General features: G+C 58.2%; 14 protein-coding genes and 6 pseudogenes. 7 read left to right on the top strand and 13 right to left on the bottom strand.

The window, feature by feature from the left end; translation table 11 throughout:
• Positions 1-38: 38 nt before the first annotated feature.
• Complete coding sequence (locus tag ACNJX9_RS34475) at positions 39-443, bottom strand: helix-turn-helix domain-containing protein (RefSeq protein WP_439406500.1); 405 nt, start codon at positions 441-443, stop codon at positions 39-41.
• A 710-nt stretch (positions 444-1,153) separates the two neighbouring features.
• Between ACNJX9_RS34475 and ACNJX9_RS34470 the strand changes: the two genes are divergently transcribed.
• Positions 1,154-2,602, top strand: coding sequence for an MmgE/PrpD family protein (locus ACNJX9_RS34470; RefSeq protein ID WP_439406499.1), 1,449 nt, complete (start codon positions 1,154-1,156; stop codon positions 2,600-2,602).
• Between the two features lie 120 nt (positions 2,603-2,722).
• On the opposite strand, the pseudogene ACNJX9_RS34465 reads toward ACNJX9_RS34470, so the two are convergent.
• Together ACNJX9_RS34465 and ACNJX9_RS34460 are read right to left on the bottom strand one after the other, a co-directional pair.
• Positions 2,723-2,884: pseudogene (locus tag ACNJX9_RS34465) on the bottom strand (transposase); the annotation flags it as partial.
• Positions 2,885-3,445: 561 nt separating this feature from the next.
• A pseudogene (locus ACNJX9_RS34460) lies at positions 3,446-3,722 on the bottom strand (transposase); the annotation flags it as partial.
• Between the two features lie 279 nt (positions 3,723-4,001).
• On the opposite strand from ACNJX9_RS34460, the gene ccrA reads away from it, so the two are divergent.
• Positions 4,002-5,285: a crotonyl-CoA carboxylase/reductase gene (gene ccrA, locus ACNJX9_RS34455; RefSeq protein WP_439406498.1), complete on the top strand. Its 1,284-nt coding sequence runs from the start codon at positions 4,002-4,004 to the stop codon at positions 5,283-5,285.
• Positions 5,286-5,405: 120 nt separating this feature from the next.
• On the opposite strand, the pseudogene ACNJX9_RS34450 reads toward ccrA, so the two are convergent.
• Positions 5,406-6,225 (bottom strand): annotated as a pseudogene (locus tag ACNJX9_RS34450) (IS630 family transposase); the annotation flags it as partial.
• 136 nt (positions 6,226-6,361) lie between these two features.
• On the opposite strand from ACNJX9_RS34450, the pseudogene ACNJX9_RS34445 reads away from it, so the two are divergent.
• Positions 6,362-7,401 (top strand): annotated as a pseudogene (locus tag ACNJX9_RS34445) (IS110 family transposase).
• A gap of 861 nt (positions 7,402-8,262) precedes the next feature.
• On the opposite strand, the gene ACNJX9_RS34440 reads toward ACNJX9_RS34445, so the two are convergent.
• The 7 genes from ACNJX9_RS34440 to ACNJX9_RS34410 all read right to left on the bottom strand — a co-directional run bounded on the left by ACNJX9_RS34440 (position 8,263) and on the right by ACNJX9_RS34410 (position 12,132).
• Positions 8,263-8,652 carry a hypothetical protein gene (locus tag ACNJX9_RS34440; protein ID WP_439406497.1) on the bottom strand — a complete coding sequence of 130 codons (390 nt, stop codon included), beginning with the start codon at positions 8,650-8,652 and terminating at the stop codon, positions 8,263-8,265.
• Between the two features lie 99 nt (positions 8,653-8,751).
• On the bottom strand, positions 8,752-9,312 hold the full coding sequence (locus ACNJX9_RS34435) for an integrase core domain-containing protein (protein WP_439406496.1): 561 nt from the start codon (positions 9,310-9,312) through the stop codon (positions 8,752-8,754).
• A 108-nt stretch (positions 9,313-9,420) separates the two neighbouring features.
• On the bottom strand, positions 9,421-9,594 hold the full coding sequence (locus ACNJX9_RS34430) for a hypothetical protein (RefSeq protein ID WP_439406495.1): 174 nt from the start codon (positions 9,592-9,594) through the stop codon (positions 9,421-9,423).
• Positions 9,543-10,379 (bottom strand): hypothetical protein, encoded by an 837-nt coding sequence (locus ACNJX9_RS34425; RefSeq protein WP_439406493.1) that lies wholly within the window; start codon positions 10,377-10,379, stop codon positions 9,543-9,545. Before ACNJX9_RS34425 ends, ACNJX9_RS34430 begins: the two co-directional genes overlap by 52 nt.
• A complete protein-coding gene (locus tag ACNJX9_RS34420; protein ID WP_439406492.1) occupies positions 10,376-10,744 on the bottom strand; it encodes a DUF6788 family protein in 369 nt (122 codons plus the stop codon). Before ACNJX9_RS34420 ends, ACNJX9_RS34425 begins: the two co-directional genes overlap by 4 nt.
• 97 nt (positions 10,745-10,841) lie before the next feature.
• Complete coding sequence (locus tag ACNJX9_RS34415) at positions 10,842-11,408, bottom strand: hypothetical protein (RefSeq protein WP_439406491.1); 567 nt, start codon at positions 11,406-11,408, stop codon at positions 10,842-10,844.
• 451 nt (positions 11,409-11,859) lie between these two features.
• A complete protein-coding gene (locus ACNJX9_RS34410; RefSeq protein ID WP_439406489.1) occupies positions 11,860-12,132 on the bottom strand; it encodes a hypothetical protein in 273 nt (90 codons plus the stop codon).
• Positions 12,133-13,206: 1,074 nt separating this feature from the next.
• Here ACNJX9_RS34410 and ACNJX9_RS34405 point away from each other — a divergent pair.
• Together ACNJX9_RS34405 and ACNJX9_RS34400 are read left to right on the top strand one after the other, a co-directional pair.
• Complete coding sequence (locus ACNJX9_RS34405; protein WP_439406488.1) at positions 13,207-15,120, top strand: UbiA family prenyltransferase; 1,914 nt, start codon at positions 13,207-13,209, stop codon at positions 15,118-15,120.
• 228 nt (positions 15,121-15,348) lie between these two features.
• Positions 15,349-15,709, top strand: a pseudogene (locus ACNJX9_RS34400) (IS3 family transposase); the annotation flags it as partial.
• 281 nt (positions 15,710-15,990) lie between these two features.
• Here the strand turns inward: ACNJX9_RS34400 and ACNJX9_RS34395 are convergent.
• Together ACNJX9_RS34395 and ACNJX9_RS34390 are read right to left on the bottom strand one after the other, a co-directional pair.
• Complete coding sequence (locus tag ACNJX9_RS34395; protein ID WP_439406487.1) at positions 15,991-17,031, bottom strand: IS110 family transposase; 1,041 nt, start codon at positions 17,029-17,031, stop codon at positions 15,991-15,993.
• Positions 17,032-17,120: 89 nt separating this feature from the next.
• Positions 17,121-17,300, bottom strand: a pseudogene (locus ACNJX9_RS34390) (IS3 family transposase); the annotation flags it as partial.
• 426 nt (positions 17,301-17,726) lie between these two features.
• Here ACNJX9_RS34390 and ACNJX9_RS34385 point away from each other — a divergent pair.
• Together ACNJX9_RS34385 and ACNJX9_RS34380 are read left to right on the top strand one after the other, a co-directional pair.
• Positions 17,727-17,897 carry a hypothetical protein gene (locus ACNJX9_RS34385; protein WP_439406486.1) on the top strand — a complete coding sequence of 57 codons (171 nt, stop codon included), beginning with the start codon at positions 17,727-17,729 and terminating at the stop codon, positions 17,895-17,897.
• Entirely contained in the window at positions 17,887-19,956 is a 2,070-nt protein-coding gene (locus tag ACNJX9_RS34380; RefSeq protein ID WP_439406484.1) for a recombinase family protein, read from the top strand. Before ACNJX9_RS34385 ends, ACNJX9_RS34380 begins: the two co-directional genes overlap by 11 nt.
• Positions 19,957-19,963 lie beyond the last annotated feature (7 nt).

The following is a 19,963-nucleotide window of genomic DNA, read 5'->3' as shown; positions in this document are numbered from 1 at the left end:
GGGCGGTATGATCCTGGGTACCGACGCTCGCCGCGGCTTCAGCGCGTGACCTTCGACTTGGATAGTCTTGAAACCAACGAAACGATATCCGATCGAGCACGCTCATCCCTAATCTTCATGAAGGCCGTGACGAGATCGAGGACCTGGTTTGCCAGCTTACCCTTGTGCGTGCCGACTATCGCAGAAACGTCGGACAGGGGCGAGGAACCTCGCGGCAATTCGCCTTCCACGACTTCATAAAAGTATGAAATAGGTGTATTCAGTACTCTGGCTATTTCGTAAAGTCGGCTGGCTGGCACTCTACTTGTGCCATTCTCGTGCTTCTGCAGCTGTTGAAAAACTATATCCAGACGACTCGCGAGTTCCTTCTGACTTAGCCCGAATCGCTTTCGCTGGTTGCGAATGCGTTGACCAATTCTTGCGTCAAGATTGTTGTGTGTCACGGGGATAAATATGGCATTTAGCTTACAATTTGTCAGCTATCATACCACTTCCAACAATCCGCTCAACAGCCACTCTGTCATCCGATGAAGCATTTGGAGCAATTCAACTGGACGAACTCTAGAAGATTCACGGCGGTGCCTACTCCCGTTCGACAATTGGCCTAGGATCGGTCTCATTGGCTTGGCCGGTCGGAGGCCCGCGACATGGATAAACGCCATTCGTCGCGTCATTACAAAATTCCGCTTTTGCATCGGCCGGCGCATTGGGGCACATTTGCTGCACAGGGTGACCGGCGCAGCTCGATCGCGGGCTCATTCACCTTAGTGAGGTTTGCGCGACTGCCAGATGCTAATTCAGTCCTTGCCCGGTTTCACTCTCACAATCTTGTTCAAGACACCTGCTGCCGCAACTGGTCCACTTTTTTAAGCGTAGTTGGTACGTATGGATCGAGGACAACGCTGGCACGCCTGTTGCTCTACGCGGCAGCAACACTGAGTGACGCCGTGGCTAGATCGCGAAATGTCGCAGAACAAAGTCGATGATCGCGAATGATCCCGAGATTTTCTTTCGAGGCGACTTCCCAGATGTGGTCGCTTCCGTCACAGCGACGGCGGAAGCACTCCGGATGTCACGAAGCCCCGGATCATGCAGCTCAAAGTGAGGCCTAATTTTCAGCCTCTGTTTCGGCAACTTCATCGGGGACTGTCTGATGACACACACCTCTACCGATCTAACTGGCGCTCTTGCTCGATTTGCCTCAACTCTCAATCTGGCTGACGTGCCGGCCGTTGTGAAAGCCGACGCTCGCCGTCTTCTGCTCGACGCAATCGGCTGTATAATCGCGGCAACTCAGACCCGAATGGCACCGATCGCCTACGGCCTGGCTGAGTTCATGGGTGAGAGCAAAGTCGCATCTGTTGCCGGACGCAAAGAGCGCGCGAGCATAGCGGCGGCAGTGTATGCAAATGGTCGCCTGGGAAACTGTATGGACCTCGACGAGACGTTCCCCGTCGGGCACCATTTCGGGGTGCCCGCCGTCGTTGCCGCACTTGCGCTAGCGGAGGCACACAAGGCGACCGGCTCCCAGCTTTTACAGGCCGTGATCGCGGGATATGAATTGGGCGGGCGCGTGGCGAGTGCAAGTGGGCCGCCCATGATTTTGAAGGATGGTTACCTAACTGGCTTCCCAGTTCTTTATAGTTGCTCCGCGTCCGCGGTATTCGCGGCAGCAGGCTCGGCAATCCAACTGGAGTCTCAGGACGAAAGGCTAGCTCGGCAGACGCTGGGTATTGCTGGTTCGAATACTCCGGTACCGGTGGCGAGTAAGTGGGCCGAGTCAACACATCTGCCGGACTGCAAATACGCGGATGCGGGTTGGTCTGCCCTTGCGGGCGTATTCGCGGCACGGTCAGCCGCGATAGGCGCGACAGGCTTTTCTACCATCTTGGACGGCGACTACGGCCTGATCAGAATGTGCGGCATAGATGCTTTCGAACCAGATACGCTAGTCGGCGGCTTTGGCTCGCGCTGGATGCTCGCCGATATTACTTACAAGCCATGGCCGACCTGCCGGTGGACGCATCAGCCGCTCACTGCCCTCGTCAAGGCGACCGCCGGAGCCAACGTGGACCCTCAGCAGATTGAACGCGTCTTCATCGGTACGAACTTGTTGCTGTGTACTCCGCGTTTTTGCAATCCAAAACCACGCACTTTTTCCTCGCGGCAATTTAGCATTCCACACGCTGTGGCCATGGCGTTGCTCGGCATTCCCGCCGGTGCGCTTTGGTTAGACGAGGCACAGGACCACGACCCAATGGTTACGGCGTTGCGGGAAAAAGTAACGGTCGAGCAGTGGGATCGCGCGAATACGTTCGCATGCCATATTGTGCGCGGGCAGGTGCGCAATATGCCCGCACGCGCAACAGTTCTGATGCGCGATGGCGCGCGGCTCGAAGCTGAGACGGAGTTCGCTCTGGGCGATCCGTGGACGAGCGACACTGCTTATGGTGACGAAGACGTAATCGAAAAGTTTCGCCGTGTGAGCGGGCTATCGACTGCGCGAGCTACGGAGGTAATCGAATTCGTGATGAATGTCGAAGCACGGACAAGCGTGGAGCCGATCGTGTCGGTGCTGCGTAACGCAAATCAAAACCATTGAAACGGGTTTGCGCATGGAGGTCTGTCTGGCAGGACCAACATTCCGCACTGCTGCGTCAATGTCCGCCTGAGACCCATCGCATTGGTAGGCTCGGAGGCCGCCCACCATTTCTAATTGCGGCTCATCGTTCTGTTCGAGCAGGATCGCGGCAACGAGGTGGAGAATGGCGCCTTCCATCAGGAAGATGCCGATCAACTCGGTGCGCCGCTTGATCTCCTCGCTAAGGCGCTGGATCTGGTTTTTTGAGGATGGCTTGGTCCGATGCTGGGCTGGGAAGCTCATGGGCCGAGATCGCCACAGCGGAGATAGCCCAGATCGATGCGTCGCTAATGCGCGATAACGTGAGCTGGGGCGGGCTCCCGGAGCAGCATGAAAAACAAAGCTAGGATGAAAGGCAGGTCGAGGCCGGCAGAGCAGCAAGTACAAGAAGGTCCGCCCGACAGATCCCGAAGTAGCGATGGCCACGAATGCCCGAAAACACCGTCTGGAGCTCTCATACAAGGAGCACAGGGCATCGATGATAAGTCGACGATCTCGATCGTGCGGTCACAACTGGATAAACGAAGAAAGGCGAGGCGATCGAGCTGCAACTCGATGAGATTGAACCGATGAGAGTCCGCGAGATCGACACGGCCACCTCCGCTGCCGGCTTTGCGTATGCTGCGCGCTCTCGAACGGCGCGGCATCGATGCCCCGATCCGAACTAATCAAAGGTCACGTACCCTCAGACATTTCCGGTACAGCGCCAAGCGCGACATCTTGAAGTGCCCCCGAGGACGCGTCCTGCGACCCATGCAGTCGTTTCTCTTATTCGAAGGCGAAGGATTGTACCAGGTGTCCCTCCTTGATGGCTTCGTGAGCATCCGAGATCAACCGGCGGCCCGCGCGAGGTTGCGCAGGAACGCGGTCCAGAACATCTCGGCCTCAAACGGGCCGATGTCCATGCGGCACTCACGCCGGCCAGCGCTGTTAACCTCGCTCGCGGCAATCGCCGCGAACCAGACGATGCGGCCATTCTGGCGCACCTTCACGAAAGTGACATGTCAATTTACGGCCAAACGCCCTCGATCGAATGGGCAAGGAGCACCTTCACCTTGTAGTCGATCTCCGTGCGCAGCCGGCCTTGGCACCCATCAATCCTTAGGGCCATTGCTTATAAGCTTACGTTCGCACTCTAACCCTGTCTGATTTGGTAGCTGCCCAACCGATATAGCCAATGGTTTACTTCGCTTGAGCAGTGGGCATTGCTTGCGCTACGACGGCCGCTGCCCTGTTCAGACTGCAGGAGCTCACTCATTGCCGGTCTTCACCACATCGGGAGGCCAGTTCACCGTGTGATGTATGATGTATGGAGAGGACCGGTCGGGATTGTGCAGTCGTAAATTACCACGAGGTTGCAGTGTCGCTTGTTGATCATGAACTGTCGCGGCCCGCATGCGGTCGGAAAAACCTCTACAACGTTGGAGAGATTCCACCGCTCGGATACGTTCCGAAGCAGATGTACGCATGGACCATACGCCGAGAGCGCCACGGGCCGCCGGAGACCTCGATGCTGGTCGAAGTGGTGCCGACTTGGCCGATTGAAGAGGACGAAGTACTCGTGTTCGTGTTGGCGGCTGGTATCAACTACAACGGAATCTGGGCCGCGCTCGGTAACCCGATTTCACCCTTCGACGTGCACAATGTCCCTTACCACGTTCCCGGCTCAGATGCGGCTGGCGTGGTATGGGCGGTGGGCGCTAAGGTGCGGCGTTGGAAGGTCGGCGACGAGGTTATCGTCCACTGCAACCAGGACGACGGCGATGATGACGAGTGTAATGGCGGCGAGCCGTTGCTCTCTCAGTCCCAGCGGATTTGGGGATACGAGACCCCTGACGGCTCGTTCGCCCAGTTCAGTCGTGTTCAGTCGCGACAGCTAATGAAAAAACCGGAGCACCTGACGTGGGAGGAGGCGGGCTGCTACACGTTAACCTTGGCCACAGCCTATCGCATGCTGTTCGGGCACGCTCCGCACATCATTAAACCAGGCGATAACGTCCTGGTGTGGGGGGGCTCGGGCGGACTCGGAGTCTTCGGGGTTCAGCTTACCGCGGCCTCCGGCGCCAACGCGATTGCCATTGTCTCGGAAGCCAGTAAAGCGGAGTACGTGAAGGCGCTTGGCGCCAAAGGTGTCATTAGTCGCAACGACTTCAACTGTTGGGGCCCGATGCCCACGGTAAATTCGCTTCAGTATAACACCTGGATCAAAGAGGCTCGGCGGTTCGGTAAGGCGATCTGGGCGGTCACCGGAAATCGCGACGTGGACATCGTGTTCGAGCATCCAGGTGAGCAGACGTTCCCTGTCTCGACCCTGATCGTTAAGCGCGGCGGCATGGTGGTGTTCTGCGGCGGCACCACAGGGTTCAACATTAGCTTCGACGCCCGCTACGTCTGGATGCGCCAAAAGCGAATCCAGGGCTCGCACTTTGCGAATCTCAAGCAGGCCAGCGCGGCGAACCAGCTCGTGCTCGATCGTCGCATCTCTCCCTGCATGAGCGAGGTCTTTTCGTGGGACGAAATCGCCCGAGCGCACACGAAGATGTGGAAGAGCCAGCACAAGCCTGGAAATACAGCCGTGCTGATCAATGCATTACGTATCGGCTGCCGGACTTTCGACGACATCACATCGGCGACGAGAACCTGACTAATTTGCAGCCGACGTTAGCTTTCCCGGGATTGCGAGAGGGGGACACGATTTGAGACAGATGAGCGGTGCGGTTGCTGTAATAGGGGCTGCTTATGCGAATAGCCATTTCCGAAGGAATAACCGTCGTTTAAGCTTGGCAAAGACCTGTTCGATCGGGTTCAGGTTGGGCGAGTATTTTGGCAGGAAGAAGAGCTTGGCGTCGAACGAACGGATGAGCTGACGAACTGCGTTGCTCTTGTGGCGGCCGAGATTGTCCAAGACGACGATATCGAGGGGCCGAAGGATGGGCAGGAGAACCTTCTCGATATAGGTCCGAAGGCTAACGCCATCGATCGGTCCCTCGATGAACCATGGCGCATCGATCCGGTCATGGCGCAGGGTAGCCAGGAAGGTCATGGTCTTTCAGCGGCTGTGGGGAACTTTGGCGGGCAATCGGCGTCCGCGCGGCGCTCATCCCGGCAGGGGAGCTATGTCGGTCCTGGTCCAGATCTCGTCGATGAAGGCCAAGTGCTCAGCTTCGACGGACCTTGATACTTTGTCCATTGGGCTCGCCGCCGCGCGACCTCGGGACGATCGCGTTCCCCAGCCGCCACGCCTTTCTTGAAGCTGAGCTTCTCGGCATGAACGAAATCCCACACCGAATGGTAGTCAACCTTCAGCCCACGGCTGGCAAGTTCGGCCACAAAACCACGCAGCGTGAAATCGTCGTTCCTGATCCGCTGTGACAGCCACTCCGCATGCTCGCCCGAAATCGCCTTCCGCTTGTGACCGCCCATATGGCCCGGAGTAACGCTGCCAGTCTCCTCGACCCGCTGCATCCAGCCGATTGCCGTGCTGATCGCGACCCAAACTGCTTGGCTGTTTGATTGCGGGACATCCCGCCATCGATCGCGGCCACGACACGCTTGCGAAGATCCGGAGAATAAGGCTTGCCCATCCATGCTGGCCTACGTCCAGCCAGCATGGTGAATCAGAAACGGACTGATTTGATGGTGTGGAACGACCCCGCTCCTCCAGTACAGTTGGCGAGACCGGTCGTTCGAGGACCGGTTAGCTTTCGAGGGAGCAGCGCGATGGAAGAGATGACGACAGTGAGACTAGACATAGCCAAGCAGGTCTTTCAGGTGCACGGCATCGCCAGCGACGGCCGAGTGGTCGTCAGGCGATCGCTGCGGCGCTCCGAGGTGCTTCGCTTTTTCTCCAAGCTGTCGCGCTGCGTCGTCGGCCTCGAAGCGCGAGCGGCGGCGCCCATCACTGGGCGCGCGAGATTGGAGTGTTCGGGCATGACGTTCGGCTGATCTCGCCAAGCTACGTCAAGCCCTATGTGAAGCGTGGCAAGACCGACGCGATCGACGCCGAAGCGATTTGTGAGGCGGTATCTCGTCCGACCATGCGGTTCGTGCCCGTTAAGACGATCGCGTGCCAGGCTAGTCAGATGGCGCTCAGGCGTCGCGACCTTCTCGTCCGGCAGCGGACTCAGACCGTCAACGCCTTGCGCGGACATCTTGCTGAACTGGGAATCGTCGCAGCAAAGGGGTTGGCGAAGGCTGATACGCTGGCCGCCATTGTCCTCGACGACACCGATGAACGGCTGCCGATCTCAGCACGGAAAGCGCTTTCAGTGCTCGTGGATCAGCTCCGGTCCTTGACCGACCAGATACAGTAGCTCGAGCGCGACATCGTTGCGGACGTTCGCGCCAGCCAGACAGGGCGTCGGCTGACGACAATCCCGGGCGTCGGGCCGATTACCGCCGCCACGCTCGAGGCGCTCGCGCCCGATCCAGCCGCCTTCGCTTCGGGAAGGCATTTCGGGGCCTGGATCGGCCTGACGCCTCGCAGCAACTCGAGCGGCGGCAAGGAGCGGATCGGCAGGATTTCCAAGATGGGCAACCCCGCGTTGCGCTCGCTCCTGGTCGCTGGCGCGACCGCGGTGATCATGCATGCGCGACGGGGACGCCCCATGTCGACGTGGCTGAGGCGGCTGCTCGAGCGGAGGCCGCCGAAGGTTGTGGCCATCGCCCTGGCCAGCAAGATGGCGCGGATCGCATGGGCCCTTCTCGCAAAGGGCGGCGTCTACAATCGCGGCCTGCCTGCCATGGCGGTCACGGCATGAGCTCACGACCCACCTGACGAATTGGCCAGCCGGCTTCGGCGGTTGGTCATGGGCAAGGCGCAGTTAACTGTGATGACCAACGGGACGACATCTCGATAGGGCGTAAGGCCGCGGATTCCCAAGCGCATCAAGCGCGTTGATTTGACTGGCCCGTACTATCGCGAACGTCATCAAGGCCGGCGGCTTTTGTCCGCACAATTAGAGGCCGGACATATGGGCGCACCGAACCCCAAAGGTCATTCAGGCGACGGCGACCCTTGACCGCGGGGTCGTTCCACATATGGGAATCCCCTTCGATTCAACCTAACCCCATCCCGCTTTAGAAAATTGAGATCGCTTGAAGCGCTCGGACGGAGCGAGTATGGCGGTACAGATGATTGGATGCGGCCCATAGAGCTGATCTCGGTTGACTAGAGTTGTTTCGCAGCGGAGACGCTGTCCCTCACAACTGAGGGGAGATGTGCATGGCGGAGCTAAATCTGGGACTAGAGGAAGTTCTTATGCCTCAGTTCAATCGCAGAGAAGCTGGTGGCCCCGCTTATTCCGAGAGCTAAAACGAGACATCGTACAGACTTGTCGATCCAGGAGGAAGCCGCGGTGAAGGCAACAGTTTCTTCGTGGCTGAATCCCACCGGCCCGTCAGGCTCTAGTCTAGTTTCTGTCGCGAAACGCCCGGGTTGAGTGGTGCAATCTAATTTATGCCGATGGATTGGGCACAAAATGCCAGTAGCTGCGGGGATCGGCAAGCTCCGGAGGGCCGATTTTCGGGCTTGGTTTCGCTGTTGGGCAACGAAGTGTCAGCTCAAGATACGTTGAGCCGTGGGGGTGCCTGCGGCTTCGGAGAAGGAGGCACCATGAAGGTCAAGCCGCTTTTTGCCTGCGCGGCGATCGTGCCCCCAGCATTGCCGCGATCCTCATGAGATTGTTGGCGAGCACAGCGGCGCCGACCCACAATTCGAAGCGGTCACGTCCTTCGGCAAGACAGCGCTTCATGCCGCGGCCTCGGAACAGCACCGAGATGCGTCCCTCGATGCCGGCGCGAAAGCGCTGACCATTCTTGAAGACTGCGCTCTTCTCGTACGCTTCACGCCGTCTCGTCCTTTTGCCGCCGCGCTGCGGAATGCAGACCACCTTGACGCCGGCGTGCTTGCACGAGGCAAGGTTCTGCTCGCTGAAGAAGCCACGATCCGAGCCGTACAGTTGCGGGGCACGGCCAAAGGCTTGCCTGTGGCGCTGGAGGGAAGATGCCACGTGAACTTCGTCGGGCGGATTGCCTGTAAAAGAAGGGACTTGAGCTGACAGTGGGTGCTTTGTCGCGGCAGGTGTCCGACAAAGATTTCGTGTCCGACCTCACGCAGCCGGCAACAATTTCTCTCTCGACAGAGCACTTGCGTCAAGCAAGGTTTGCATCGGCGTCTTGCCGTAGCACCAGCGCCCCTGATGCGGGCGCACCTCATTGTAGGCAGCGATCCACTCATCGAGATCGCTCTGCAACGCAGGGATGCTCGGATAGATCTTCTTGCGGAACGCGACGCGATAGAACTCTTCGAGCACGGTGCGGTGGAAGCGCTCGACAATGCCGTTGGTCTGTGGGCTCTTCGTCTTGGTGCGGGTGTGATCGATGTCCTCGACGGCGAGGTAGAGCTCGTATTCGTGATGCTCCGGATTGCCGCAATACTCGGTGCCGCGGTCGGTCAGGATCCGGTTCAGCGGGATGCCCCGCGCATCGAAGAACGGCACCACGCGATCATTCAACAGTTCGGCCGCCGTGATCGGCGTCTTGCGATCATACCGGTAGAAGCTGTCGCGGCTATAGCCCATCATCCGGCAAGCCTGGCTGACATTGCCGAGCTGCTTGGCCAATTCCAGCATTCCGACTTTCGCGCGAATGACCTTCTGTTCCTGGGTCATGGTAACGTCTCCTGTGAGACGCTGCGGGCTGCGCGGGAGCGCCCTTTGGGTGAGCGCTCCTGCTCGCCCGCAGCTCCATTCCCTGCCAGTTCAAACCTTGCCGTCAGATTAAGTCGAAACTTCTACATTGCCTTTCAGCACCTCGTATTGCGTGATCAGGCCCTCCGCGCTTTCGGCGAGGAAGACTTTATGGCCGAACTCGACCGGCGTGCGCACCTTGCCACGCTTGATCAGGTCGGTATGGGGCTCGAAGATGGAATAAATCTTCTCGTCGGTAGCCACCTGCTCACCAAAGCGCACACGACGACGTGCCTGATCGAGCCGCGCATCGTGTGGGTCCTCTCGAGCCCCGCGCGCGCGTTTCCTACGACCTCCTCGGCGATGTCGATGAGCACCCGGTACGTTCGGGTCTGCTGCTCGTGACGCTGCCTCGTCGTCATGCGCTGGATCTCGTACATCCGGCGCCGCGCCGCGCGCGTGCGGTCGCAAAAGCCCTTGATTCTTTGCAATTCCAGCGCTTTGGCCAGACGGCGGACCAAGCGTGTGACGACACGGACCACATCCCATAGCAACGTGTTGTCGGTCGGATGATGAATGTCGGTCTGCACCACCGTAGTGTCGACCCGCAGCTTCGCGCCGTCCTCCAATCCGAGCTCGATCGCTGCCCGAACCACCAAATCGTTGACCGCTCTCAGCGTTTGTGGGGTCAGACGGATGAAGCCACGCTGAAAGGCGTCATGCTTCGGCACTGGCGCGCAGTAGAAGTCGGTGAACTGACGAAGCGTCAATCCATCTGCGATGCGTTCACGCAACTCGCGATAGTCCCAGTTCTTGAGCCGCATCAGAACCAGCGAGCGCAGAACCTGTGTCGCCGTCAATCCGTGACGACCGCTATCGGGCTGCTTCAGGCCACGCACCAGATCCCGCCGGACGCGCTCGATGACGTCCCGCTGGTCGTCGAGAAAGCCGGATATCGCCTCCAGTAGCGGCTCCAGGCGAATGCCCTGATCACGTTGCCGCATCAGCTCCCAATCGGCAAAGCTGATCTGTCGCGCCGTCGCTCTCACTCCGCTCGGCTCTTCTTGCTTTTGGCTGCCTTGGTCCGTTCTCGCTTCAAGGCCTTCACGTAGCGCGGCGCAGTCTGCTGCAGCAGCTCCTGCAGGGCGCGTCCGTTGTCCAGACTGCGCTGAACCTCCGGCACAAGCTCTTCCGGCACATAAACGGCAACACGGCGCCCGTTCGCCCGACCGTACAGCACATAACTTTGATGCTGTTCGCCAGACTGGCACGCCGGGCAATTCTTGCGGATGCACCGACTCCGGCGCAGGCTCAGCGAACCCAGAAGCGCAGGCCAAAGATTCGTCGTTTCGCTTTGCAGCCAGCGCGCGACATCCGAAGGCGATTCCGAATCAACATGCTTCATATGAAGCATGTGATACCATGCACATATACGTCGCAAGAAAAACCGTGCTCGAAAATCGCGAAATAACCCCTATTTTTTAAGGGCGAAATGTCTTTCGCGACAGAAACTAGTCTAATTGCCGAGCGATGTCGGCAATCGCCGCTCCTAAAAGCGCGGCCGATATTTCAAGATCCAGCTCTGCTATCTCGGCCTCCGCATAGCGAAGCAAGTTAAGAATGCTTGTAAGTCGCTTCTGCCGCTTGCCCTTGGTAACATACCGATCGTCGGCCGTGACAAACTCTTCCTTAACGGGGCTCAGGAGTTGTCCATGCGGAAACGTGTCGTAGCCCATTGAGATGAGGAAGATTGGAATATTTCTCATAGAGGGATTCTTGAGAAGGCACTGACAAGCTTTCAATGCTTCTCCGACCGGCGGGCACGCAACCAGGATGAGATCCGGCTGATGTTTGACGGCCAACGATACGATTCGCTCGAATTCCGTCTTAACCACATGAACCTTGGATCGATCAATTCCCTGCAACTCGCTCAAGTGATGTATTGCAGCTACTACTAGCGCCACTGGGGCGTGACGTTCCGTCGGTAAAGGGAGCTCGAAGTAGGTTGGCCCGACCGCCAATAGGCTGCATTCTGCCAATGCATTCGGCGGGCGTAAATTGTTTTTCGGTCGTCCCATGAGTAAATTCCGATCTCCTTAGTCGTGATTGGAAGTCTCTGCGGAGTAGCCGCGACCTTTAGTCTCTCGACATCGTTTCCCCAGGTTGTGGCCGCTTACAAATGTAGCACTTCAGTCGCTAGCCGATGTGAGTGTTGTCAACATATCGAAAGAGAGAAAGGGGAGCCCTTACAAATTCCGGAAGGAGGTGTGACAATCGTTGTCGATTTTCGGACGCTTTATCATTTGTCCTAAGAAATCACGACGCCGGACACTTATGCCGCCAGCTTTTGTTGCTTCTTCTATTTTATGTTGGAGCCAATGCTTGGTTTCGCCGAGCGCGACCAATGGGTTGTCAAGGCACTCCGTTATTATAGCGTAGCCACCCAGCTTCTTCCCGACCAGGCTAAATCATCTCCTGGACGGTTGCTCCTCGTAGCCGCGCACAGCACAGCGCAGCCCTCGACCCTGTTCAATTGGGCCGACGCATCAGGCTACGCGCGTCCTGCTGGCGATCTGTGGGATTGTCGGAAATATCGAGTTCGATATTGTGAGATACCTCTATGATGGTTTCTGGATGCCGACCATTCTCGAACAGGCCGTATCTGAGTGCTTGAGCGCGATTCACGAACAGGCCGCCAAACAGCCCGTTCTGTTCGCGTGCAACCCAGTTCCCGCGCCGATTCCTCCCGAGAAGAATGGTCGACGCTATGTTGCTGCACGAAGCAGGCTTGACGAGCTTCATAGTCATTTCTTCCATGAGTTTCGAAAGGTATGCCATTCGGAAAACGCCTGCCAACATCCATACTGCAGACTCCTCAAAGCTATCGGACTGGAAAACAGACTCACCACATTACAGTATCTGGCGCATGGCGCGGCGCTTTAGTGCGAACGGCGGGGCAGAATACAAGCGAAAGGAAAGGCAGCCACCTACCAATTCTGGAGGAAACTTAACTTGCGACGAGCGCCGCGTCAGCGTTTGCGCGGTTCGGCCGGCAGAGCGATCTGATGCAAAGAGTCGATCAAAGAGACACTGAGACATTAAATCGAGGCCTTTGCCGAGTGGTCAAGCTTCGAAGCCGCGCAGCGGCTCGCCGGAGGCGCGGGACTTAGCGGCGAAGATTCGGTCCAAGCGATTAGGGGTCGCAAAACCGCAATGCAAAACATCATTGCGTGACAATCACACTGGCTACATCAGCTGACAGGAGTACGGTCGAATTAGAAGCTATGTCTTGCGCGACACGAAGCAAGAGCTGTGGCCCAACCGGAGGTTTCTGGCGATGCTTGTGTCCAGCATGTCTTCGCGAAACGAACTGCTCGCACGTCGATGACGGCTGTGTTGCCGGGGTCGCTTGTCGTCGGGAGCCGTAAATCGAATTGGAGTGCCGGGGACGTACTTCTCTCTCACGGCTAACGCGCGTGGCTTGTCCGGCCCGCCATTTTGACTCCAATCGGCATCGCCGCTCTTATCGAATCCTGTCTGGCTTCGAGGAGGCATTAGAAAAGCAATGGCAAACCACGCTCTTCCGGGGACGCGAAGCGCGCAATTCGTGTCCCGTCTCTAACAGCGGCACAAAGTCTGTCAGGTTCAAGACACCGACATCTCGGGGGCGTGGAGAGTTTGGTGCTTAGTATGCGCCGACGCCCTTGGCACGGCCGTTGCTAGTAAAACGCAGCAATACTGAAACGAGGCTGAGTGCTCGCAGACGCACAAGACGAGCGATACTCTCCTCCCACCGAAGACGTGTCGCCCGTTTCTGAGAGAAAACGGAGCTCGCGCATAAAGTCGAGCAGTCTTCCAATAGCGTTGGAGAGCAACATGATGCTGCGCATTGGGTCACCGGCTCCTCGGATCAAGGTGGAGAGCTGGCTGCGCGGACAGCCACTGACGAGCTTTCAGTCGGGGAAAGTGTATATCGTTGAGTTTTGGACAACTTGCGAACTATGTGTGGCGGCAGTGCCCCATCTGATGCAGCTGCAAGAGAAATATCGAAACAGCGGACTTGAGGTCATCGGAATCGCGGCCTACGAACGAACTTCAACACTGAATGATACCCGAATTAACCTGGACGCATGGTTGACCAAAAAGTTCCCGAATCTGAATTATCGGATTGCGTGCGATAACACAGGTGAAATGAACGAGCTTTGGATGAAACCGAACCTTTCTCGCGGGATTCCCACGTCTTTTGTCGTCGACCGTGACGGCTACATCGCCTTTATCGGTGCTCCGATGCAAGTCGATGATGTTTTACCGAAAGTTCTCGACTACGTCTGGCTCGCCGGACATAATGCTGAACCCGCCGACGATACGGCTTTTCCCCCCTACAAGCCGTTAGTAGTTGATCTAGATGGATCTTTGCTGCTCACGGATGTGCTATATGAGTCCTTCTTTAACGTCTTGCCTCTGGGATTCCACGCAAACTTTGCCGCCGTTCGGGCTCTGGCAGATGGCAAAGCGGCCGTAAAGCATCAGCTTGCTCAGTCGTCCGACCTGGATTATGCAACTCTCCCGTATAATGCCTGCGTTTTGGATCTAATCCAGGCCGCCAAAGCAGGGGGCAGAAAAGTCTACCTTGCTACCGCAGCCAACGGGAAACACGCGAAGGCCATTGCAGATCACTTGGGGATCTTCGATGGTTGGTTTGCTTCTGACGCGAAAACGAATTTGTCGGGACCTTTGAAGGCCGAGATACTCACAGCTGCCTTTGGCAAGTCCGGGTTTGACTACATTGGCGACGGTCCCGCAGATTTACCGGTGTGGGAGATTGCCGATAAAGCCTACGGGGTCGGTCTTTCCAATTCGGTAAGGAGTAGGCTCGTCGCGCTCAATGATAACTACGTCCCGTTAGATCGCGGAAATGTGGACAGGCGGGTATGGTTCAAGGCCCTTCGGGTCCACCAATACGTCAAGAATCTTCTTATTTTTGTGCCAGCGCTGACCGCGCATCAATTTACGCTCGCTAACATCTTCTCCGGTGCGATCGCCTTTGTAGCATTTTGCGCCTGCGCGTCAGCCGTCTACTTCCTCAACGATCTACTAGATTTAAAATCTGATCGCGCGCACCCTAGCAAGCGTGCGCGACCCTTTGCGAGTGGGCTTCTCCAACTTCGGACCGGCTTGCTCATGGTTCCGGCGCTCCTCCTATTTTCTCTAATGCTGGCAACTATGATCTCACTTGAGTTTGTCCGCGTATTAGTTGGCTATTTCGTGCTAACGAGCGCCTACTCTGTCTTTTTTAAGCGCCTGATGCTGGTGGACGTTATTGTGCTGGCGATGCTCTATACGATGCGGATTGTCGCAGGGGGGGTGGCAGTTGAAATTCAAATTTCGCAATGGCTTTTCATCTTCTCTATCTTCATTTTCACATCGCTCGCGCTAATCAAACGCTACGTAGAGCTGGCGACCAGGCTCGACCACGGCCTCCCCGATCGTCCAGATCGAGACTACAGGATCGGCGATCTTGATGTCGTTGCCGCTCTAGTTGCGGCGGCTGGCTTGAACGCTGTCACGATCTTTGCACTTTATGTTACATCGCCCGATGTTCAGACACTCTATCGACATCCGAAAGCGCTATGGCTTATCTGTCCAATTCTTCTGTATTGGACAGCCAGGAATCTCATGATGGCGCACCGGCGTCAAATGGACGACGACCCAATTGTCTTCGCATTGAGGGATCGTATCAGTGCAATTGCCATCGCCTCAATAGTCGCTGTAGTTCTCATCGCCATCTGACGCATTTTCGGGTTTTCAGGGTGGCGTACATTAGTGAACATAGATACCGGCTTCGGCACCGCTGATAAACCGTGAGTTGGCATCGCCCGCGATGCTGCTAACGCGCAAATCTCCTACAAAGTATCGTGACTGAACATTTTTGGCTAGAGTTTTCGCTGCCAAATCCTCGCCTCGGAGGAGCGGACGACGATGAAGGCGTCAAAATTTTCGGACGCCCAGTAGGCGTTCATCCTAAGGCAGGGCCATGACGAGATTTTACTGGCGCAATCTGCCGCAGGCCGGGATCGGCCAGACGACTATTTCAACTGGAAGAAGTGTGACGGTTGCCCACCGAGATGCGGCGGTTGAAACAGCCCGAGGATGAGAACGCCAAGCTGAAGAAGCTGATGGCGGATCTGTCGCTCGTCAAGGAGATGCCGCAGGACGTGATCCGCCTAAAGCCATCAAGCTTGGCCGCAACGCAAGCTGGTCGACGAGGTGTGCGGAGTGGCAGGTATCGATCCGCAAGGCTTGATTCGACCGGTCGACCTACCGTTACAAGTCTCGTCGTTCCGGCCAGGCAGCCCTCGAAGATCGGATCAAGGAGATTGACCTTGCCCCCATATGTGGAACGGCCCGCGAGGCAAGAGCTTTTTCAGTCGATTCACACATTGGGACGGTGCGGTCATATGTCCGGCCTTTGCGCGCGGCACAATAAGGCCGCTGGCCTCGATGAGATCCGCGGAACGAGGAGCTAAATCAAGTTTACGCGCTTGAGCGCATTGGGGGCAGTAGCTTCACTCGTTTCGGGATTTCGTCCCATGGGTTCATCGCCTGTTGTTGCACCTTGCCCTCTGCCGGCCTGCGCCGGTCAGATCGTTTTGGCGGTCACTACGTCACCGCGGTAATCGCCAATGGGTCGGGACGCCGATAAATTCCGCCCTTGTTCAGAAGCGCCCAGATAATCCGCGCCGTCTTGTTGGCCTGCGCGACAGCGGCAACCTTGAAGGGCCGTCTGGCGAGAAGCGCCTTCAGCCACGGCCGCGCCCGAGTGTCGTTTCGGACAACCCGCAAGACGGCCGTTGCCCCGACAACGAGGAGAGAGCGGAGTTCCGGATTTCCCATCTTCGATATTCGTCCCAACCGCTCTTTGCCTCCGCTTGAATGAGGCCGCGGCGTCAATCCCAGCCAGGCGGCAAAGTGGCGAGCCGACTTGAACCCGCCGGGATCCGGCACAAGCGCCTTGATGGTCGCCGCCGTAATGGCGCCGACGCCAGGGATCGTGGTCAACCGACGCATGTCCTCGTCGTGCTTGGCTTCCACGACGATTGCGCGCTCGAGTCTTTCGATCTGGTCGGCTGAAGCTTCAATCTCGTCGGCAATAGCCATCAGCGCGAAGCGCGCTGCTGCGGGCAGGCGAGCATCTGTCTCATCCCGTATGATTGCGACCAGCGCCTCAACCTTTGCCAGGCCGGCGGTGGCGATGATCCCCAATTCTGCCAGATGCGCGCGCAACGCGTTGACCGGCTGCGTTCGCTGCCGCACTAGAAGAGCGCGGGTCTTCAGCACCATCGCGGCAGCCTGTTGCTCAGCCGTCTTAATCGGCACGAAGCGCATGGTCTTTCGGATCACCGCTTCGCTGATGGCCTCAGCGTCCGCCGCATCCGTCTTGCCACGCTTGACGAAGGGTTTGACATAAGCCGGCGGAATGAGCCGGACCTCATGACCGAGAGCTGCGATCTCGCGTGCCCAATAGTGGGCGCTACCGCATGCTTCCATCCCCACCAGGCATGCTGGCAGCTTCTCAAAGAAACGCAGAACTTCGCTGCACCGTAGCTTCCGGTTGAACACGGGTGAGCCCTGGGCATCCGCCCCGTGAACCTGGAAAACGTGCTTGGCCAAATCCAACCCGATGGTGCTAACCTGTTTCACGGAACGGTCCCTCCTTTGTGGCGTTCGAACAACGACCACGTTCTAGCACTTTGATGCTGCTGGAGCGGGCCGTTCCACCACATCAAGTTTTATCTAGTCCTGAGTTCGCCCCGGCTGTTGGATTTACCCGAATGGGCGGTGGTAGCGACGGGAGCTGGTGCGGAGCCATCGGCATAGCGCAGCGCCAGATCCCGTCGCGGGTTGCAGGTGAAGGCAAACTCCGATGGTGTTTTCCATCCGAGTTGCGAGTGAGGTCGCGTATCGTTGTACAACAAGGCTCAAGAACGCCCACAGGACGGTTCTTCGCGAGGTTCTTTACCGACATCATCCCTGGTTTGGTCGCCGAGTTTGCGTTCATGGAAGGGTCGAGAAGGCTGATGATGTCGCTTTCCGCTGCTCTCTTGATGGATCGCAAGCGGATCGATGGTTGGAGGTTCCAGCATGGATGTTCGATCGGACAGCATGCCCTGACGCTGAGCCTTTGACAGCTCAGCCGTTTGTCAGCATTGACGCACTTGCGGCGCTCTCTGCGCTTCTCGATCGGGCGTTGAAGGATCGAACGCCATCAGCTGCCCTGCTTTCTGGCGCATCCAGAGCCTCTCACGACCAGAATCGGGGAGAGACTCATGTCACGGCAGACGGCAGTGCCAGGGAGCGGATACCGACGCAATCGACAACCGCGGCCGCAGCATCAGATGGATCTGTTCGGGAGTGGCCTGTCGAACGGCGCCGTCGGCGCGCCCACATGGCTGGATCTGCCAGCAGAAGCGCGGGCAGCGCTCACGAGCCTGATGACGCAATTGATCCTCGACCATGCTGCGATGACAGCGACGCCGCGCGCGAAGGAGGTCGATCATGATCTCTGACAAGGTCAGGCCTCATCATCTGGAGCGCAAGGCGATTCTTTACGTGCGTCAATCTTCGGCCCATCAGGTGTTGCACAATCGCGAGAGCAGCGCGCTGCAATACGCCATGCGAGACCGACTGACGGCACTCGGGTGGTCAGAGATTGAAGTGATCGATGATGATCTCGGTCGTTCAGCCGCCGGCGGCATACAACGCGCCGGATTCGAGCGAATGGTGGCGGAGGTTTGCCTCGGCAAGGTTGGTGCGGTTTGCGCCCGCGAGGTCTCGCGCTTCGCCCGCAATAGCCGGGATTGGCAGCAACTCATCGAGATGTGCCGCGTGGTCGATACCGTTCTGGTCGATCAAGAGACCATCTATGCGCCAAGGCACGGCAACGACCGCCTGCTGCTCGGGCTCAAGGGCAGCCTCAACGAGTACGAGCTGGATCTGTTGCGCCAGCGCTCGCTCTCGGCCCGCTACGAGAAGGCACGCCGGGGCGAGTTGGTTGTGACAGCGCCCGTCGGCTTCGTGAAGGCCGGCGACCGTTATGAGAAAGACCCGGATCGGCGTGTCCAGGAAGCGATCAAGCTGGTGTTCGACAAGGTCGAGGAACTGGGCAGCGCGCGGCAGGCGCTCTGCTGGCTCCACGAGTACAATCTCGATTTGCCGGTGAAGCAGACCAACGGCGACACGGCCTGGCGGCGACCAAACTACTCTGCCATCCACCGGATCATTGAGAACCCGGTCTACGGCGGCGCCTATGCCTATGGTAAGACAGCTGTGGCGGCGGGATACAGCACCGCGGGCGTGAGCGTGAAGATCCGCCGCAAGGCGCGGAACGACTGGCTGACGCTGAAGCCCAACACTCACGAAGGGTATGTGAGCTGGGAGAAGTTCGAGGCGATTCGCACCATGGTCAGCAGCAATGTTCCCACCAGTCGGCATCACGGCGCGCCCAAGCATGGTGACGCGTTGCTGGCCGGTCTGATCCGCTGCAAGCGCTGCGGTCGCAAGCTCACACTCCGGTACTCCGGCATGGAAAACCATATCCCTCGCTACAGCTGCAGCCGCGCCTGGATGGACAATGGCGGGGCCCACTGCATCGCCTTCGGCGGACTGCGCGTCGATGATGCCATCGAGGAAGCACTGCTTGGCGTCGTCGGTCCGGGCGCTGTCGCCGCCGCAACCGCTGCCGCCAAGGGAGCCAGGGAACGGCGCGATCAGGTACGCGATGCTCTCAGTCGCGACCTCGAAGCGGCGCGCTATGCCGCCGACCGAGCCTTCCGGCAATACGATGCCACTGATCCCGCGAACCGGCTGGTGGCCAGTGAGCTGGAAGCCCGCTGGAACAGGTCGCTCGCTCACGCGGCGGAGGTTGAGGCCAAGATCGCCATGCATGATGCGGCGACGCCCGCACCCCTTGCTGATCCAGCCTCGCTCGGCGTTCTGGCCTCGAACCTCAAAACGGTCTGGGATGCGCCGACCACGGATGCTCGCCTCAAGAAGCGCATTGTGCGGACCCTCATCCATGAGGTCGTGGCCGATATCGACGACGCGGCCTCGGAGATCGTTCTCATCGTCCATTGGGTGGGGGGCGCCCACAGCGAGTTGCGCTTGCCCAAGCGCCGGCGCGGACAGCGCAACAGCACCTCCGCCGACATCATCCAGGCCGTGCGTCAGTTCGTGCTGATCGCCAGCGACGATCTGATTGCCGGCCTCCTCAATCGCAACGGCCTCAAGACCGGTAATGGCAATCGCTGGACCCGCGAGCGCGTCACATCAATGCGCTCGAACTACCACATCCCGGTGTTCAAGCCCGCCGAGGACGGGATCGAGCCATGGCTCAACCTTGGCAACGCAGCAAAGCTCCTGAAGATCGCGCCCAAGACGCTCCGGCTCGCCGCTGAAGCCGGCGAGATCGAATCCATCCATCCTCTCCCGGATGGTCCTTGGATCTTCGCCCGCACCTGGCTGATAACAACTGCCGCTCAATCTATCGCCGAACGAGCGCGACAGAACCCAAAATACCCCGCGGGATCGCATCCCGCTCAGCAAAATCTCTTCTCTTCAATCACATAGCCAGATG

The organism is Bradyrhizobium sp. BLXBL-03 (assembly GCF_051853015.1).
Classification (GTDB): Bacteria; Pseudomonadota; Alphaproteobacteria; order Rhizobiales; family Xanthobacteraceae; genus Bradyrhizobium; species Bradyrhizobium manausense.
This window is presented reverse-complemented; position numbering and strand designations above follow the sequence as displayed.

Excerpts from the sequence above, each read along its gene's own strand:
- ACNJX9_RS34470 (WP_439406499.1), top strand. The coding sequence starts at position 1,154 with ATGACACACACCTCTACCGATCTAACTGGCGCTCTTGCTCGATTTGCC.
- ACNJX9_RS34435 (WP_439406496.1), bottom strand. The coding sequence starts at position 9,312 with ATGACCCAGGAACAGAAGGTCATTCGCGCGAAAGTCGGAATGCTGGAA.
- ACNJX9_RS34420 (WP_439406492.1), bottom strand. The coding sequence starts at position 10,744 with ATGCTTCATATGAAGCATGTTGATTCGGAATCGCCTTCGGATGTCGCG.
- ACNJX9_RS34415 (WP_439406491.1), bottom strand. The coding sequence starts at position 11,408 with ATGGGACGACCGAAAAACAATTTACGCCCGCCGAATGCATTGGCAGAA.
- ACNJX9_RS34410 (WP_439406489.1), bottom strand. The coding sequence starts at position 12,132 with ATGAAGCTCGTCAAGCCTGCTTCGTGCAGCAACATAGCGTCGACCATT.
- ACNJX9_RS34405 (WP_439406488.1), top strand. The coding sequence starts at position 13,207 with ATGATGCTGCGCATTGGGTCACCGGCTCCTCGGATCAAGGTGGAGAGC.
- ACNJX9_RS34385 (WP_439406486.1), top strand. The coding sequence starts at position 17,727 with ATGGATCTGTTCGGGAGTGGCCTGTCGAACGGCGCCGTCGGCGCGCCC.
- ACNJX9_RS34380 (WP_439406484.1), top strand. The coding sequence starts at position 17,887 with ATGATCTCTGACAAGGTCAGGCCTCATCATCTGGAGCGCAAGGCGATT.